The organism is Pseudomonas profundi (genome assembly GCF_008638305.1).
In the GTDB taxonomy this organism is placed as follows: Bacteria; Pseudomonadota; Gammaproteobacteria; order Pseudomonadales; family Pseudomonadaceae; genus Halopseudomonas; species Halopseudomonas profundi.
Genome location: NZ_VTPZ01000001.1, coordinates 304,223 through 320,455, shown reverse-complemented (window position 1 = coordinate 320,455; position 16,233 = coordinate 304,223). Strand labels below are relative to the sequence as shown.

The window sequence follows — 16,233 nt, the reverse complement described above, 5'->3', positions numbered from 1 at the left end:
GGCAGCTGTCAGGCTGGAAAGCCGCACGACAGACAGGAGGATGGGATATGGGGCGCCTCGTGGAGGGTACCTGGCACGATGAGTGGTATGACACCAAGAGCACCGGCGGAGCCTTTGTACGTGAGGACGCAGGGTTCCGCAACAGCGTCGAGACGGGCGGTCGGTTTGCACCTGAGTCGGGGCGTTATCACCTGTACGTTTCGCTGGCGTGCCCGTGGGCGCATCGCACCCTGATCATGCGCAAACTGAAAGGTCTGGAGCCGCATATCGATCTCACCTGGGTCGAGCCGCCCATGCTCGAGGAGGGGTGGACCTACGATCCGCCGGAACCGTTGTATGGCTTCACCCGTCATTACCAGCTGTATACGCGAGCGAAATCCGACTATACGGGGCGGGTCACGGTGCCGGTGCTGTGGGATAAGCGCGAAGAGACCATCGTGAATAACGAGTCGGCGGAGATCATTCGCATCTTCAATAGTGCTTTCAACGAGCTGACCGGCAATACCGATGACTACTACCCCGAATCGCTGCGAAGCGAAATCGATGCGATCAACCAGCGGGTCTACGACAACATCAACAACGGCGTTTACAAGGCCGGGTTCGCCACCAGCCAGGCCGTGTACGCGCGGGAATGCACCGAGCTGTTCGAGGCGCTGGACTGGGTCGAGAATCTACTCAGCGAGCGGCGGTATCTTGCTGGCGATCAGCTCACAGAAGCAGACTGGCGGCTGTTTACCACGCTGGTACGCTTCGATCCGGTGTACCACGGCCATTTCAAATGCAACATCCGGCGCATTGAAGACTATCCGAACATCACAGGCTTCGTTCGAGAGCTTTACCAGATGCCCGGCATCGCGGACACGGTGAACCTGGTACATATCAAGCAGCATTACTACTACAGTCACGCAACGATCAATCCGACCCGTATCGTCCCGCTGGGGGATGGGCTGGATCTGACGGCTCCGCACGGGCGGGGTTGACGAAGCTGCTGGCTTAAAGCTGGAAGGGTGAGGCTAGAGGCTGGAAGGGCGAGGACGGTGTTGTTGCTTCGCTATTTTGTGCTTGTTTGGGCGACGAAAGGGCAGGATCTCAGTACTCCGGCCCTCATTGCGCCCATGTTTGATGCACAGCAGTGCGCCGCGCTCGGGTGGTGGATCGCCCCGGAGCTAACCCTGGGGGTGTAGCGCGCCTGCGCTACGCCAAATTCGCAGCAACGCCAAACTCCGTCGAACTGGATGAGAATTCCATCGCAGCTCATGCCGCAGGCAAGCGCGTTGGGAAAACGCTATTGCGTGTTGCCGGCTAGCTTTGGTACGAGCTGGTGCTCGAACCTCCCAGGGAGTCCCGCTACTCGCCAGATGCTGCGTTTCGTCGTCCGAACAAGCGCAAAGAAACCAACCAACAACCCCAACCTCGCCCTTCCAGCTTCCAGCTTCCAGCTTCCAGCTTCCAGCCTTAGGCGTCCAACCCCGGATATTCAATGGCGATGATGTAGTAGCTACGCTCGCCCGAGGGCGCCCGCACTATCACTTCATCGTCGAGGACTTTGCCCAGCAGGGCACGGGCCATAGGGCTGTCGATGCTGATGTGCTGGAGTTTGGGTTCGATCTCGTCGGGCCCGACGATACGTACAGTTTGGGATTCACCATCCTCATCCTCCAGTTCAACCGTCGCGCCGAAAAACACCTTGTTGCGGTCAGCTGGCGGTTGGTCGACGACTTTGAGGTTTTCCAATCGGCGCCGCAGGAAGCGCACGCGGCTGTCGATCTGCCGCAGCATCTTTTTCCCGTACGTATACTCTGCGTTCTCGGAACGATCACCCTGGGCCGCTGCCTCGCTGACGGATTGGGTAACAGCCGGGCGCTGGACGTGCCATAGCTCATGCAATTCGTCACGCAGACGCTGGGCACCGGCAGCGGTGATCAGTGGCGTTCCGGCGGAGCGTGGTGGGCGATAACGGCTCATGTTCAGCTTCCCTGATTGATCAGACGCATGGGACTTTGATTGACCACTGCTCGGGTACCGAGAGCGCCGGCCATGCCGATCAATAGTGCACCGGCCAACGGAACCAATAGCCACAGTAGCCAGTGGGGGCGCCATTCCAGATCCAGCGCAAAGCGGTACAGCAGCAGGGTGATGAACTCGGCTGCGGCAATCGCCAGTAACCCGGACAAGGCTCCGAGCAGGGCGAATTCCAGACGGTTGGCCTGCCGCAGCAATGATTTGCGGGCGCCCAGTGTGCGCAACAGCGCCCCTTCATACAGGCGCGTATCCAGGGTTGCCTGCAAGGACGCAAAGAGCACGGTAAAGCCGGCCAGCAATACGAATATCAACACATATTCCACCGCCAGCGTGACCTGCGAAAGGATGTCGCGGATCTGCTGCAGGATGGCTTCGACCTCAAGCAATGTCATCGCCGGAAATGCTCGCACCAGTTCGCGCAGGTCTTCGCGGCGCTCGGTGGGTAGGCTGAAACTGGTCAGTAGCGTGGCGGGTGCATCGTCGAGCGTGCCGGGGGAAAAGATCATGAAGAAGTTCGGCGTGAAATTATCCCACTCGACTTCACGGATGCTGGTAACCGGCGTCTCGATGACCATGCCTGCGATGACAAAGGTCAACACATCACCGAGGCCAACGCCAAGATTGTCCGCCAGTTCCGCCTCGATCGAGACTCTGGGCGTGCCGTCCTGCGGCAGCTGATCCCACCACTGTCCATCACGCAGGTCGTTGTCCGGCGGTAATTCTGCCGACCAGGTCAAACTCAGATCACGATTGATTGCGCGCTCGGCCTGGGTTTCCTTGGTGACCCGCTGGCGAACCGGCTCCCCGTTGATCTCGGTCAGCCGCCCCGGGGTGATGGGGTATAGCGGGGCGGCAACCGCGCCGATTTCATTCAGCTTCGCGCGGAAGCCCTGTTCTTCGTCGGGCAGGATATTCATGGCGAAATGATTGGGCGCATCATCAGGCAACTGAGCCTGCCAGGCATCAAGCAGTTCGGTACGCAGAATGAGGATGACCACCATGGACATCATGATCAGGCCGAACGCCAGAACCTGCCCGGCAGCAACCGTGGGCTGCTTGAGCAGTTGGCCGGTGCCCAGGCGCCACGCCAGGCTGGCGTGGCGTAGCCGCTGGCCGATCAGGCGCAGCAGTAGCCAGGCGAGCAGGCCGAGCAGCAGTGCTGCGACAGCACCACCGAAAACCACCGCGAGGGTAATCTGCAGATTGCCGGTGAATTGCCACATCAGAATGGTCAGCGCGCCAAATGCCAGGCCGTAAATCAGCCAGGCACTGCTGGGCAAGGGCGCGAGATCGCGTCGCAGAACGCGCAACGGGGCAACCTGGCCGAGGCGTAGCAGGGGCGGCAAAGCAAAGCCAGCCAGGCCAATCAGGCCCGTGGCTGCGCCAACCATCAGGGGCTTCAGGCCCACGCCAGGCAGGTTGGGCGGTAACAGATCACGCAGTACCAGCACCAATCCCCATTGCATCAGCCAACCCAGCGCCAAGCCGATCAGCGTGGCGAACAGACCGATAACGGCCAGCTGGATGGTGAAGATGGTCATGACGCGGCGCCGGCTCGCACCCATGGAGCGGAGCAGGGCGCTGGTGTCGAAATGTCGGGTGGCGAAACGGCTGGCCGACAAGGCGACTGCTACGCCGGCGAGAACCACGGCGGCTATGCTGGCGATGCCAAGGAACTGACTGGCACGGTCCAGCGCATTACCGATGCGCCGGTTATCGTCGCCGACCGTGGTCAGTCGTTGATTGGCCTCCAGGCGCGGCGTTACCCATTGGCGGTAGGCAGACTGCGCTGCTTCGCTCCCGCTGAGTAACAAACGGTAGCGCTCCCGACTGCCCGGCTGGATGACCCGCGTGGCCTCCAGGTCCTCGAGGTTCATCAGTACGCGCGGGTTGAGGCTGTAAAAATCACCCGCGCGATCCGGTTCATGGGTCAGTAACGCGCCGATACGCAGATCGCTGTAGCCGACCTCCAGCGTGTCGCCCGGCTCCAGGCCGAGGATGGTCAGCAGGCGTGCTTCTATCCATACCTCACCGGGTGTTGGAATGCCGTCAGGCACGCGTTCAGCACCAAACAGCTCATCGCTGATGCGCACCTGCCCGCGCAACGGGTAGCCGGGGCCGACCGCCTTGATGCTGGACAGCTGCATCTCGTTCTCGCTCGCCGTGACGCTGGCGAACTCGACGATGTCAGTGTGCTCAAGGCCAAGCTGCTGCGCCTGCTGGAGGAAAGCGTCGGGCAAGGGCGCGCGTGAGGACACTACCATGTCCGCCCCAAGGAACTCCGCGGCGCGACTGACCATGCCGCGTTGCAGTCGGTCGGTAAAAAAGCTGATCGCCGTGCTTACCAGTACCGCTATGACCAGTGCCAGAATCAGCACGCGCAATTCGCCAGCTCGCCATTCGCGGGCGAGCAAGCGGGTTGCCAGCGGGATGCTGTGGCCGTTCATGCCACCGGCTCCAGCAGACGGCCGGCCTCCAGTTGCAGCGCCGATTCGCAGCGTTCTGCCAGGCGCTGGTCGTGGGTGACCATCACCAGCGTCGCGCCCTGTTCGTGGTTAAGCTGAAAAAGGAGATCCGTAATACGCTGACCGGTGCCGGCATCGAGGTTGCCGGTCGGCTCGTCCGCAAACAGGATGTCGGGCTCGCTGGCGAATGCCCGGGCTATCGCCACCCGTTGCTGTTCGCCACCGGACAGCTGGTTTGGGTAATGTGTGGTCCGCTGACCCAGACCTACCCGGTCGAGCAGTTGAGCAGCGCGCTCGCGTGCGTCCTTGCGGCCATGCAGTTCCAGCGGCAGCATGACGTTCTCCAGGGCGGTCAGGCTAGCCAGCAGCTGGAAGGACTGGAATACAAAACCGACATGTTGCGCGCGCAGCGCGGCCCGTTGGTCTTCATCGAGGGAGCCCAGCGCTTGCCCGGCCAGCGTCACCTCGCCCGTCGTTGGCAGATCCAGCCCGGCGAGGAGGCTGAGGAGGGTGGATTTGCCCGAGCCGGAGGCACCGACAATCGCCACACTGCTGCCGCGTTCAATGCTCAGGCTGAGGTCGTCGAGAATGGTCAGCTCTGCTTCCGAGCTACGGACGACTTTGCTAAGGTGACGGGCGATTATCACGCTTTCGGACATGGTGGATGCCTTATGAAGTTTCTGAAGAGATGCCTGGCTACCTGCCTGTTTTGTCTGCTTGCATTCCCTGCAGCGGCGGCCCAGAACATACTGATTGTCGGCGATAGTATCAGTGCCGCTTTCGGTCTGGAAATCGAGCAAGGCTGGGTCGCGCTCCTGCAGGAGCGCCTCCGCGAGCAAGGCTATCCGCATCAGGTGGTCAATGCCTCGGTCAGCGGTGACACCACGGCCGGCGGTCACGCCCGTTTACCGGCGCTGCTCGATAAACATCAGCCCGAGCTGGTGGTGATTGAGCTGGGCGGCAACGATGGTCTGCGTGGATTGCCACCCACGCAAATGAAACAGAACCTTTCCGCAATGGTGAGCAAGGCGCGCGATGCAGGTGCGGACGTGGTGCTGCTCGGTATGCGCATCCCACCCAACTACGGCGTACGCTACACCCGTGCCTTCGAGCAGGTGTTTGCTGACATACAGGGCGAGCAGAATATCCCGCTGATGCCATTTTTCCTGGCTGACGTCGCCGAGGTAGCGGATCTGATGCAATCGGATAGAATTCACCCGACTGCCAAGGCGCAGCCGACATTGCTGGAGAATGCCTGGCCATTGATCAAGGCCTGGCTGGACCAGCAGTAGCATACGGCGGTAAACAAGGACGACGTTGATTGTTGTCCTGTCGAGATCGAATCCCTAATCAGTACGGCGCACGGCACGAGGAGAGCAGTTTGGTGATGTGGAATGGACAGCAGGCAAGGCAATGTGGCGTATCGCCGGAAGGGTCCTCTGGCCTGTGCTCTGTGCTGTCTGCATGGCGGATCTGCCAATGATTGCGCGGGGCGGAGTGTCGCTGTCGTGGATGGCCAGACGCTGGTGCGTGGTTGAGCAGGACGAGCAACGCGACCTGTTTGTGAGTGATCCCTGGCATCAGCATCTGGTAGATATCAATATGCGCCTGGACGTGCCACGTGAACGCACCCTGTGTGGTGATCTGCTACCGTCGCGGCCGGCCTACCGGGAGTTGAGCAGGACATTGCTGAAAGGCTTGTGCCCTGATTGCGTGGCGCTGGCGCACAGCATGCGTGGCGGCAAGCGCCCTTCGGCCGCACGCAAGCCCAGCGGACCGTTCGAGACCGGCCAGTTCGAACTCTACGCAGCGTCTGGAGCCTGAAGCGATGGGAGCGTCCTCCAGAATATTAGCTTGCGCCACGCTGATCGCCTGTCTGGGCAACAGCGGTGCGCAGGCCGCCGAATATCCGCTTACGGCACCGGAGCAGACATTGATCGGGTCGGTGTATGAGGTGGCTACGCGCTACGAAGATACCTTCGCTGCGCTGGGCGACGAGCACGGGTTCGGTCAGCTTGAACTGATAGCGGCTAATCCGGGCATTGATCCCTGGCTACCCGGCGAAGGACAGGATGTGATCATGCCTGGCCTGCACGTGCTTCCCGCTGCGCCGCGGGAAGGCATCGTCGTTAACCTGCCCGAGTACAGACTGTATTTTTATCCTCCTGAGGGTGGAAAAGTCGTGACCTACCCGGTGGGCATCGGTCGCGAAGGCTGGTCGTCGCCGATAGGCGAAACCCGTGTCGCGCGCAAACAGGCCAACCCGTCATGGTACCCGCCCAAATCGATCCGGGAGGAACACGCCGCCGAGGGGGACTTTCTACCGGAGGTGGTGCCGCCAGGGCCGGACAATCCAATGGGTCCGTTCAAGATGAATCTGGCGATGAGCGGTTATGTCATTCATGGTACCAACAAGAACTACGGCATAGGCATGCGCGTCAGTCATGGTTGCTTCCGGATGCGCAACGAAGATATCACTCAGTTGTTCCCCCAGGTTGCGCTGAACACCGAGGTCCGCATCATCAATCAGCCGTTCAAGCTGGGTGAGCGAGACGGAGAGTTGCTGCTTGAAGTCCATACGCCGCTCGACGAGCACGGTCTGCCGTCGGCACTGGACCGTCAAGGTGCGATTCAGGGCCTGCTTGATGAACGTGTTGAGATGGTGCGCAACTACCGGCTGGACTGGACCGCCATCCGGGATGCCGTGTACGCAGAGGAAGGTATTCCGAGGGTGATCGGAACGGCGTTGAATTAGCCAGGCAGTGGCAGTGGCAGGTCCGGACCGGGCCTGCCACCGAAGCGCTGACGCTTACTTGCGGCTGGTACGATCAAGCATCCGCAGCGCGCGTTCGTTCGCTTCGTCTGCTGTCTGCTGGGCACGTTGGGCAGCGGTCAGAGCTTCTTCGGCCTTGGCATAGGCTTCATCGGCGCGTGCCTGGGCACGGTTCACCGAGCTTTCGTTCTGGGACAGGCGCGAAGAGGTTTCTTCGTACTGTTTGTTGTTGCTGGCGCAACCGGTTGCCAGCAGGGCGGACAATGCTACGGCGGAGATGGTGAGTACTGATTTCATATTTTTACCCTCGTTTGAGTTGGTTCCTTACTTCGCCAGTGATTCTAGCAGATCACAACAAAATGCCATTGATCCAGAGCATTAGGGTCTGTTCCCGCTTCATCGCGGCCGCGACGGAGGCCCGTTTGATGCAGAGCAAGGCGCGAAGAGCGAAGTTTGGTTGTTCCAAATGAGCGACGAGTAACGCAGTGCTGCGCTAAACGGGCCCTGTCCCTTCGGGTTGCGTTTCAAATGACGCCATGCGGCGTTGCGAGACTTGGCAAGGGAGCAACCATTGCCTGCGTCCCGCGCCTGGTCTGGCGTCATTTGAAACAGCAACGCGGCTCGCGATGAAACGGGAGCAGACCCTAGGCACTTATAGCTTCAGTTCAGCCGCGTGAATAATCAGTGTTCCGTATCGTGATGCCGGTTATCGTGGCGGCGAGAATAATACAACCAAGGAATGTTCATGCTGGGTAATTTCGGTCTTCTCCTCGGTCTGGGCCTGTTGATTTTCATGGCACTGCGCGGCGTCAATATCTTTATCGCATCGATTGTCTGTTCGCTGGTCGTTGCCGTGACCAATGGCATGCTGATCCCCAGGACCCTTCTGGAGCATTATCCCGCCGGACAGCTCGGGGCCTTCACTTTTGCCGGGCGGTTCTTTCTGCTGTTCCTCTGCGGCGCCATCTTCGGCAAGGCGATGGCGACCAGCCAGGCGGCCAAGAGCATTGCGCTGGCCATCACCCGCAGCCTGGGCACCAGGCACACCTTACTGGTGGGGATGATTGTCTGTGCGCTGCTGACCTACGGCGGCGTGGTGGTATTCGTCGTGGTGTTCACCATGTACCCGCTGGGTATCACGCTGATGCGTGAAGCCAATCTGCCAAAACGCCTCTGGGCTGCAGCTACCTCTGTTGGTGCGGGCACCTTCACCATGACGGCGCTGCCGGGTACTCCGTCGATCCACAATGTCATTTCCGCCAGTTCGCTGGGCACGGACCTGTTTGCCGGCGGCTGGATCGGTATTTTTGCTGCGCTGATCATGGCTGGATTGGGTATGTGGTATGTCGAGCGCGGCTGGAAGGTTGCCCGCGCCAATGGAGAGGGCTTCGTAGAGAACGCTCAGGATCGCCGTATGGAGCAGCTGATCGGCGATCCGAATGATGCACCGCCGTGGCATCTGGCGCTGGTGCCGATGGTCGTTGTGCTGGGTGTCATCATGCTGCCGCGCCTGTTGATCGGCATGGCAGACTGGTCGGAGAGTGAAAGCTGGTTTGCCGAAGCCCTGCGCTTCAGCCAGGCCCAGCCCATCATCTGGCCAAGTATGGCGTTGATCATTGGTTCGCTGGTGTGCATCGTGCTGTTCCCGAGCATGCGTCGCAAGATCGCCCAAGTCTTCGGCCAGGGCGCTGAGGACTCGATCATGCCGCTGTTCAACACTGCAGCGGTGATCGGTTTCGGTGGAGTAGTTACCCAGACTGCGGGTTTCGGTGAGTTTGCACAGTGGATCCTTGGCGCGGACCTTCCGCCACTGCTGTCCGTGTTTGCCTCGGCCAGCGTGGTCTCCGGCATCGTCGGCTCGTCCACTGGCGGGTTGCAGATATTCATGCAGACGCTGGCGCCGCACTATCTGGAAATGGGCATCCAGCCTGAGATACTGCATCGTATCGCTGCGATTGCATCCGGTGGCTTCGACTCGCTGCCACATTGTGGAGCGGTGATTGCCACTTTTGTCATCATGGGGTTGTCACACAAGGAAGCCTACAAGGATATGTTTGTCGTGACCGTAGCGATCCCGGTAATAGCCTGCCTGTCGGCGATCGCCTTACTGATGCTGCTTGGAATGGGGTAGGGCATGTTAAAACAGGTGGTTGCTCCGAGACGTCTAAACCGGTACTTTTGACGTCAAAATGGCGTTTCGGATGAATTTTTCCGTCAGTAAAATGTCATTTGTTATTCGCGGCTGTACGTTCACCCGCCAGGAGACCAATAATAATGAGCACTGACAACCGCATCGTGCACGACCCGGAGCGCCAGCAGTTCTACACCATCGTCAACGGCGCGCGTGCCTATCTGGCGTACATGGATCTGGGCAAGCAAACGCTGGATATCTATCGTACGTTCGTGCCCGATTCCCTGCGCGGGCAGGGCGTCGCCGCGCAACTGACCGAGCATGCTCTACAGTACGCACGTATACGCGGTTACGAGGTGATCCCTTCATGCTCCTATGTTGAACGCTATATGGAGCGCCAGGCGGTCGGAAAATCGGATACTGGCTGATGCGTATGCTGTCATAAAAAACCCGCCTTGCCGGCGGGTTTTTTTGTTTCTTCAGCGCGCTGGATGTTTCAGGCCCCTGGCCCGTCAGAGCTTAGCCACGCTGGCGTTCAGGCAGAACATCCTTCAGCTTGTGGTGCATGTTGCGAATGCTTTTGACCGTGGTATCCCAGTCAATACAGGCATCGGTGACCGATACGCCGTACTTCAGGTCTGCCAGATCGGGCGGAATCGACTGGTTACCCCAGTTGATATGGCTCTCCACCATCAGCCCGATAATCGAATTGTTGCCTTCAAGGATCTGGTTGGCGACGTTCTCCATTACCAGCGGCTGCAGTCCCGGATCCTTGTTCGAGTTGGCATGGCTGCAATCGATCATGATGTTGGTCGGGACACCGGCTTTCTCCAGTTCCTGCTCGCACAGCGCCACGCTGACCGAATCGTAGTTGGGTTTGCCATTGCCGCCACGCAGCACGACATGACCGTACTGGTTGCCCTTGGTCGTAACGATCGAGCATTCCCCGGCCTGATTGATGCCCAGGAAGCGGTGCGGGCTGGACACCGATTGCAATGCATTAATGGCAACAGCCAGGCCACCATCGGTACCGTTCTTGAAGCCGACGGCACAGGACAGGCCAGAGGACATTTCCCGGTGGGTCTGGGACTCGGTGGTGCGCGCGCCAATAGCTGACCAGGAAATCAGATCCTGAAGGTACTGGGGAGAAATCGGGTCGAGTGCTTCGGTAGCGGTAGGCAGGCCCATCTCGGTGAGGTCGCGCAACAGCTGCCGGCCGATGTGCAAACCATCCTCGATCTTGAAGCTGTCGTCGAGGTAGGGGTCGTTGATCAGGCCTTTCCAGCCAACAGTGGTGCGTGGCTTCTCGAAATAGACGCGCATGACCAGATACAGGGTGTCGCCGACTTCCTCTGCCAATTCCTTCAGGCGTCGGGCATAGTCCTTCGCGGCGTCGACATCATGAATCGAGCAGGGCCCGATGACGATGAACAGTCTATGGTCCTTGCCGTCGAGGATGTCACGGATCACCTGGCGGCTTTCCACAACGGTTTTCTGCGCGGCTTCGGTCAAGGGGATCTTGGCCTTGAGGTCGGCAGGCGTGATCAGTACTTCGTTCGAAGCAACGTATAAGTCATCAATAGGTAAGTCGGCCATCTTCCTTCCTGAACATGTCATAGAGACTGTCAACCGGACAGCCTTGCAAAGAATGTGCGTCAGCTTAATCAACGTAGCCTTTGCCGGCTACCCCGCGTCGTTGCATCGCTTCGATAAAGGGTGTCAATCAGCTACGGCGCCTATGATAAACCTTTTCCGACGGACCTTTGTCGCCCGCATGACTGTTTTCCGCGGTCGGTGCCCCTATCATGGTCATCTCGGATATGCTTACCAACCCCAGACAGTGGAGCTCAGAGGATTCTTATGCAGAACAAACCGCGTATCGGCATCATCGGCACCGGAGCGATTGGAGGCTTTTATGGCTTGATGCTCGCCAAGGGCGGTCATGACGTGCATTTTCTGCTGCGCAGTGAGTACCAGGCGGTCGTCGAGAAGGGCATCACTGTACACAGCATGGTTCACGGTGACATGACGCTTGATCCGGTTCAGGCGTATCGCGACGTTGCCGAGATGCCCGCCTGCGATTGGCTGTTGATCGGCGCCAAGGCCACGGCAAATGAAGAGCTTGCGCCGATTATCGCGCAGGCGGCGGCTGACGGCGCCAAGGTCATCCTGCTGCAGAATGGCTTGAACAACGAAAGCCTGCTGCGCCCCATGCTGCCCGACAATATCCATCTCATCGGCGGCATGTGCTACGTGTGCCTGTTCCGCGAAGAGCCGGGCGTGATCAACCATCAGTTCAATGGCCAGATCGATCTCGGCTACCATTCCGGCCCCGCCGATGAGGCCGCGGCCGCAGCGATAATCAGCGAAGCCGCCGAGCTGTTCAAAAGCTCCGGCGTAAAATCACGCGAGATGGAAAACGTGGATGCGGCGCGCTGGCACAAGCTGGTCTGGAACCTGCCATTCAACGGAATGCACGTGGTGCTGAATGCCGGGACTCGTGATCTGCTAGGGGATCCGTCCAGCCACAAGCTGATACGCGACATGATGTCCGAGGTTGTCGCGGTGGCTAGCGCCTGCGGCTGCGAAATCCCCGGGGACTTCCCTGACAAGCTGCTCTACGGAACATCCAAGATGCCCGATTACCACGCCAGCATGTACCATGACTGGCTGCACAAGCGCCCCATGGAGCTCGACCTCATGTACGGTGAGCCTCTGCGCATAGCGGCCGAAGTGGGTATCAGCATGCCCAGGACTGAAGCCCTGCTGGCCATGCTTGAATTCATCCAGGCTGGCTATCTTGAAGACTGACACAACCGGAACGAACTGATGGCGGCCCTGCTCGGCGACAAATTGGTGATAGCGATTTCCTCTCGGGCTTTGTTCGATCTGGACGAGAGTCACCGGGTCTACGAGCAGGAAGGCCTGGAAGCCTATCGGCAATACCAGATTGCCCGGGAGGATACTCCGCTGGAACGGGGGGAGGCCTTTGGTCTGGTCGAGAAGCTGCTACGCATCAATACCTTGCTGGAAGGCGATACCCGGGTCGAAGTCGTCTTGCTGTCACGCAACAGCGCTGATACCGGGTTGCGCATCTTTAACTCCATCCAGCATTACCATCTGGATATCACCCGGGCCGCCTTTGCCGGCGGACGCAGCCCCTACACCTATATTCCGGCTTTTGGCTGTCACCTGTTTCTTTCCACCCATGCCGAGGATGTGCGCAGCACGCTGGAAGCAGGTTTCGCCGCTGCAACTATTCTGCCCTCTGGTATTCGCCGTGAAACCGGTAATGAATTGCGCATCGCCTTTGACGGTGATGCGGTGCTGTTCTCTGATGAATCCGAGCAGGTATTTCAACGTGAAGGCCTGGCTGCGTTTCAGGCCAGCGAGCTCGCGGCTGCGCGCCAGCCACTCGGTGGCGGGCCGTTCAAGCCCTTTCTGGCAGCGCTGAATCGCATTCAGACCGAATTTGCTACTACAGATTGCCCGATCCGCACTGCGTTATTCACCGCACGCAGTGCGCCGGCCCACGAGCGGGTGATCCGCACGCTGCGCGAATGGGATATTCGTCTGGACGAATCATTATTTCTGGGTGGTCTGGACAAGACGCATTTTCTGCGTGCCTTTGGTGCCGATCTATTCTTTGATGACCAGGAAGGCCATTGCCGCAAGGCGGTCAGTTCTGTTCTGACAGGCCATGTACCCCACGGGATAAGCAATCCGAAGCGCTGAACCCCGACCAACGGTGTCTCCGTTCGTCCCGACTTGCCGAACCTGTCAGCAACATATGGTCTAACCTGAGATCAAAACCCGCTAAGATGGTTATAAAGCTGCGGCGGTGCGGCGCGTAACGGGACAGGGGATACCATGAAACTGCAACAATTGCGTTACATCTGGGAAGTGGCTCACCACGACCTCAATGTTTCCGCAACGGCTCAGAGTCTTTACACCTCACAGCCAGGCATCAGCAAGCAGATACGTCTGCTCGAGGATGAGCTTGGCGTGGAAGTGTTTTCCCGCAGCGGCAAGCATCTCACCCGCGTCACGCCCGCAGGCGAGCGGATCATCGCCACCGCTGGAGAAATACTGCGCAAATGCGACAGCATCAAGCAGATTGCCCAGGAGTTCAGTAACGAGCGCAAGGGCACCTTGACCCTCGCCACCACCCACACGCAGGCGCGTTATGCCTTGCCGCCGGTGATCAGCGGCTTCATCAAGCGTTATCCCGATGTCGCCTTGCATATGAACCAGGGCACGCCGGTGCAGATCTGCGAGATGACAGTCAATGGTACGGCTGACTTTGCCATTGCCACCGAGGCACTCGAACTGTTCTCGGATATGGTGATGATGCCCTGCTATCGCTGGAACCGCTGCGTCATTGTCCCCAAGGGTCATCCACTGGCAGATATCGGAGAGCTGACCCTGGAAGCGCTGGCCGAGTATCCGCTGGTCACTTACGTGTTTGGCTTTACCGGGCGCTCCAAGCTGGACGAGGCGTTCAGTAACAAGGGGCTGGAGGCGAAGGTCATCTTCACCGCGGCCGATGCCGATGTGATCAAGACCTATGTCAGGCTTGGATTGGGGGTGGGTATCCTGGCTGGTATGGCGGTGGATACCGAGCAGGACGCGGATCTGGTGCGCATTGATGCGAGCAAGTTGTTCGAATCCAGCGTAACCAAAATAGGCTTCCGCAAGGGGACGTTCCTGCGCGGCTTCATGTACGACTTCATTGAAGCCTTCGCCCCGCACCTGACCCGCGAGCGCGTGGAGCAGGCCCTGGAGTGTTCCAACAAGGCCGAGGTTGAGCAGTTATTTCAGGATGTGGAACTGCCGGTGCGTTGAGACAAGCTGGAAGCTTAAGGCTGGAAGTTGGAAGGGTGAGACCGGAGTTGTTGGTTGGTTTTTATGCGTTCGTTCGGGCGGCAGAGGAGCAATATTTGGAAGAGCTCCTCCCCTCTACCGCGGTGTGCTGTCTCGCGTGACGTGGGGGTTCCTGGGAGGTTCGAGCGCCAGCTCGTATCAAGCTAGCCGGCCATGCGGAGTTGCGGTGAACCTCCATGAGTAACAGCGATGCGGAGTTGCTGCGAATCTGGCGTAGCGCAGGCGCGCTACACCCCCAGGGATTGGTTAGCTCCGGTGGAAACCTACCATCAACCCCAATCTCACCCTTCCAGCTTCCAGCTTCCAGCTACTATGACGAAATCAGCCCTTGGCAATCAGATTCCCACCATGCAACCCGCATTCCTTTTGCGTGGCTTCTTCCCACCACCAGCGGCCTTCGCGCTCATGCTGGTTCGGCAATACTGGCCGGGTGCAGGGCTCGCAGCCGATGCTGACAAAGCCGCGTTCGTGCAGGCTGTTGTAAGGGATTTCCAGCATGCGGATGTAATTCCAGACGTCTTCGCTGCTGTAGTTCGCTAGCGGATTGAATTTGACCAGCGAGCGCCCCGGTCCGCTGAAGCCGGTGTCTGCTTCGATAACCGGTACGTTAGTACGTGTCGGGCTCTGATCCTTGCGCTGACCGGTAATCCAGGCATCAACACCCGCAAGCTTACGACGCAGCGGTTCGATCTTGCGGATACCGCAGCACTCTTGATGACCACTTTCGTAGAAATCGAACAGGCCTTTCTCACGCACGTAAGCGTCCAGCTTGTCCCGGTCAGGGGAGAGCACTTCAAGCTGAATGCCGTAATGCTTGCGGACCTGCTCAAGGAACCGGTAGGTCTCGGCATGCAGGCGACCAGTGTCCAGCGTGAAGACCTTGATGTCAGGGTTGATCTTCCAGGCCATATCCAGCACGACAATGTCATCCGCGCCGCTGAATGACAGCCACAGATCATCAAAGCTCTCGATAGCCAGTTTCAGTATCTGCTGTGGTGACTTGCCGGCGTACTCGTCTGCCAGCGCAATGGGGTCGAAGGTTTCGTTTAGCATCAGGCTCTCCAGGCTCGGCATTGGCGATCTGCCGTTTCGCGGAAGTCTAACAAAGCCCGCTTAGATCATCGCCTTGTATTTGGTTATATTTTTAACGCTATACGGTTATAAGCGTAAGCGACCCAGGCTGCTTCGGCATTGCGCAGGGGCACGCTTGGCGGTAGATTGTGGCGCCAATTCAACTACCCAACGTCCCAGGAGTGCTGTGTGGAAATCGCTTGCCTTGATCTCGAGGGTGTTCTAGTCCCGGAAATATGGATCGCCTTTGCTGAAAAAACCGGTATCGCCGAGCTCAGGGCGACCACACGGGATATTCCCGACTACGACGTGCTCATGAAGCAGCGGCTGCGAATTCTGGACGAACACGGACTGAAACTGTCCGACATCCAGGAAGTGATCGCAACGCTCCAGCCGCTCGAAGGGGCTGCCGAGTTCGTTGACTGGCTGCGCGAACGCTTCCAGGTCGTGATCCTCTCGGACACCTTTTATGAGTTTTCGCAGCCGCTGATGCGTCAGTTGGGCTTCCCGACGCTGCTGTGCCACAAGCTGGTGACAGACGACTCCGGTCGTGTGGTGGATTATCAATTGCGCCAGAAGGATCCCAAGCGTCAGTCGGTCATTGCGCTGAAAAGCCTGTATTACCGCATCATAGCTGCCGGCGACTCGTACAATGACACCACCATGCTGGCAGAAGCCCATGCGGGCATTCTCTTCCATGCGCCGGATAATGTGATTGCAGAGTTCCCGCAGTTCCCTGCTGTGCAGACTTTTGAAGACCTGAAAAAGGAATTCATCAAGGCGTCGAATCGTTCGCTGAGTCTGTAAACTCTGATTGGCGAGCCTCTGGAGCCGGGTCCGGACTCGTTAACGGGTTTAGTGTGTTCGAAGCGCTGGCGTAGCGCAGG

Annotated in this window: 16 protein-coding genes; 10 read left to right on the top strand and 6 right to left on the bottom strand. The window is 59.0% G+C overall.

The window, feature by feature from the left end; all coding sequences use genetic code 11:
• Positions 1-47: 47 nt before the first annotated feature.
• Positions 48-980: a glutathione S-transferase family protein gene (locus FZE95_RS01520; RefSeq protein WP_150299041.1), complete on the top strand. Its 933-nt coding sequence runs from the start codon at positions 48-50 to the stop codon at positions 978-980.
• 475 nt (positions 981-1,455) lie between these two features.
• Here FZE95_RS01520 and greB read toward each other — a convergent pair whose 3' ends face one another.
• The 3 genes from greB to FZE95_RS01505 are packed head-to-tail and all read right to left on the bottom strand — an operon-like array spanning position 1,456 to position 5,146.
• Positions 1,456-1,965, bottom strand: coding sequence for a transcription elongation factor GreB (greB, locus tag FZE95_RS01515; protein WP_150299040.1), 510 nt, complete (start codon positions 1,963-1,965; stop codon positions 1,456-1,458).
• Positions 1,966-1,967: 2 nt separating this feature from the next.
• Entirely contained in the window at positions 1,968-4,469 is a 2,502-nt protein-coding gene (locus tag FZE95_RS01510) for an ABC transporter permease (RefSeq protein ID WP_150299039.1), read from the bottom strand.
• Positions 4,466-5,146, bottom strand: coding sequence for an ABC transporter ATP-binding protein (locus FZE95_RS01505; protein WP_150299038.1), 681 nt, complete (start codon positions 5,144-5,146; stop codon positions 4,466-4,468). Before FZE95_RS01505 ends, FZE95_RS01510 begins: the two co-directional genes overlap by 4 nt.
• Before the next feature lie 12 nt (positions 5,147-5,158).
• On the opposite strand from FZE95_RS01505, the gene FZE95_RS01500 reads away from it, so the two are divergent.
• From FZE95_RS01500 to FZE95_RS01490, 3 genes are all read left to right on the top strand, one after another.
• Entirely contained in the window at positions 5,159-5,779 is a 621-nt protein-coding gene (locus FZE95_RS01500; RefSeq protein ID WP_150299037.1) for an arylesterase, read from the top strand.
• Positions 5,780-5,876: 97 nt separating this feature from the next.
• Positions 5,877-6,311, top strand: a complete 435-nt coding sequence (locus FZE95_RS01495) for a hypothetical protein (protein WP_150299036.1) — start codon at positions 5,877-5,879, stop codon at positions 6,309-6,311.
• Positions 6,312-6,315: 4 nt separating this feature from the next.
• Positions 6,316-7,242, top strand: a complete 927-nt coding sequence (locus FZE95_RS01490; protein ID WP_150299035.1) for a L,D-transpeptidase family protein — start codon at positions 6,316-6,318, stop codon at positions 7,240-7,242.
• Between the two features lie 54 nt (positions 7,243-7,296).
• Here FZE95_RS01490 and FZE95_RS01485 read toward each other — a convergent pair whose 3' ends face one another.
• The gene (locus FZE95_RS01485) at positions 7,297-7,557 is read right to left on the bottom strand and encodes an Lpp/OprI family alanine-zipper lipoprotein (protein WP_150299034.1); all 261 of its coding nucleotides are present in this window, start codon (positions 7,555-7,557) and stop codon (positions 7,297-7,299) included.
• Between the two features lie 448 nt (positions 7,558-8,005).
• On the opposite strand from FZE95_RS01485, the gene FZE95_RS01480 reads away from it, so the two are divergent.
• Positions 8,006-9,391: a GntP family permease gene (locus FZE95_RS01480; protein WP_150299033.1), complete on the top strand. Its 1,386-nt coding sequence runs from the start codon at positions 8,006-8,008 to the stop codon at positions 9,389-9,391.
• A 143-nt stretch (positions 9,392-9,534) separates the two neighbouring features.
• Complete coding sequence (locus FZE95_RS01475; RefSeq protein ID WP_150299032.1) at positions 9,535-9,819, top strand: GNAT family N-acetyltransferase; 285 nt, start codon at positions 9,535-9,537, stop codon at positions 9,817-9,819.
• Between the two features lie 91 nt (positions 9,820-9,910).
• On the opposite strand, the gene FZE95_RS01470 is transcribed toward FZE95_RS01475, so the two are convergent.
• On the bottom strand, positions 9,911-10,987 hold the full coding sequence (locus tag FZE95_RS01470; RefSeq protein ID WP_150299031.1) for a 3-deoxy-7-phosphoheptulonate synthase: 1,077 nt from the start codon (positions 10,985-10,987) through the stop codon (positions 9,911-9,913).
• A 264-nt stretch (positions 10,988-11,251) separates the two neighbouring features.
• On the opposite strand from FZE95_RS01470, the gene FZE95_RS01465 reads away from it, so the two are divergent.
• The 3 genes from FZE95_RS01465 to cysB all read left to right on the top strand — a co-directional run bounded on the left by FZE95_RS01465 (position 11,252) and on the right by cysB (position 14,236).
• The gene (locus FZE95_RS01465) at positions 11,252-12,202 is read left to right on the top strand and encodes a putative 2-dehydropantoate 2-reductase (protein ID WP_150299030.1); all 951 of its coding nucleotides are present in this window, start codon (positions 11,252-11,254) and stop codon (positions 12,200-12,202) included.
• 18 nt (positions 12,203-12,220) lie between these two features.
• A complete protein-coding gene (locus FZE95_RS01460) occupies positions 12,221-13,126 on the top strand; it encodes a 5'-nucleotidase (RefSeq protein WP_150299029.1) in 906 nt (301 codons plus the stop codon).
• A 135-nt stretch (positions 13,127-13,261) separates the two neighbouring features.
• Entirely contained in the window at positions 13,262-14,236 is a 975-nt protein-coding gene (gene cysB, locus FZE95_RS01455; RefSeq protein ID WP_150299028.1) for an HTH-type transcriptional regulator CysB, read from the top strand.
• Positions 14,237-14,596: 360 nt separating this feature from the next.
• On the opposite strand, the gene FZE95_RS01450 is transcribed toward cysB, so the two are convergent.
• Complete coding sequence (locus tag FZE95_RS01450; RefSeq protein ID WP_150299027.1) at positions 14,597-15,328, bottom strand: phosphoadenylyl-sulfate reductase; 732 nt, start codon at positions 15,326-15,328, stop codon at positions 14,597-14,599.
• Between the two features lie 207 nt (positions 15,329-15,535).
• On the opposite strand from FZE95_RS01450, the gene thrH reads away from it, so the two are divergent.
• A complete protein-coding gene (gene thrH, locus FZE95_RS01445; RefSeq protein WP_150299026.1) occupies positions 15,536-16,153 on the top strand; it encodes a bifunctional phosphoserine phosphatase/homoserine phosphotransferase ThrH in 618 nt (205 codons plus the stop codon).
• The last annotated feature ends 80 nt before the right edge of the window (positions 16,154-16,233 follow it).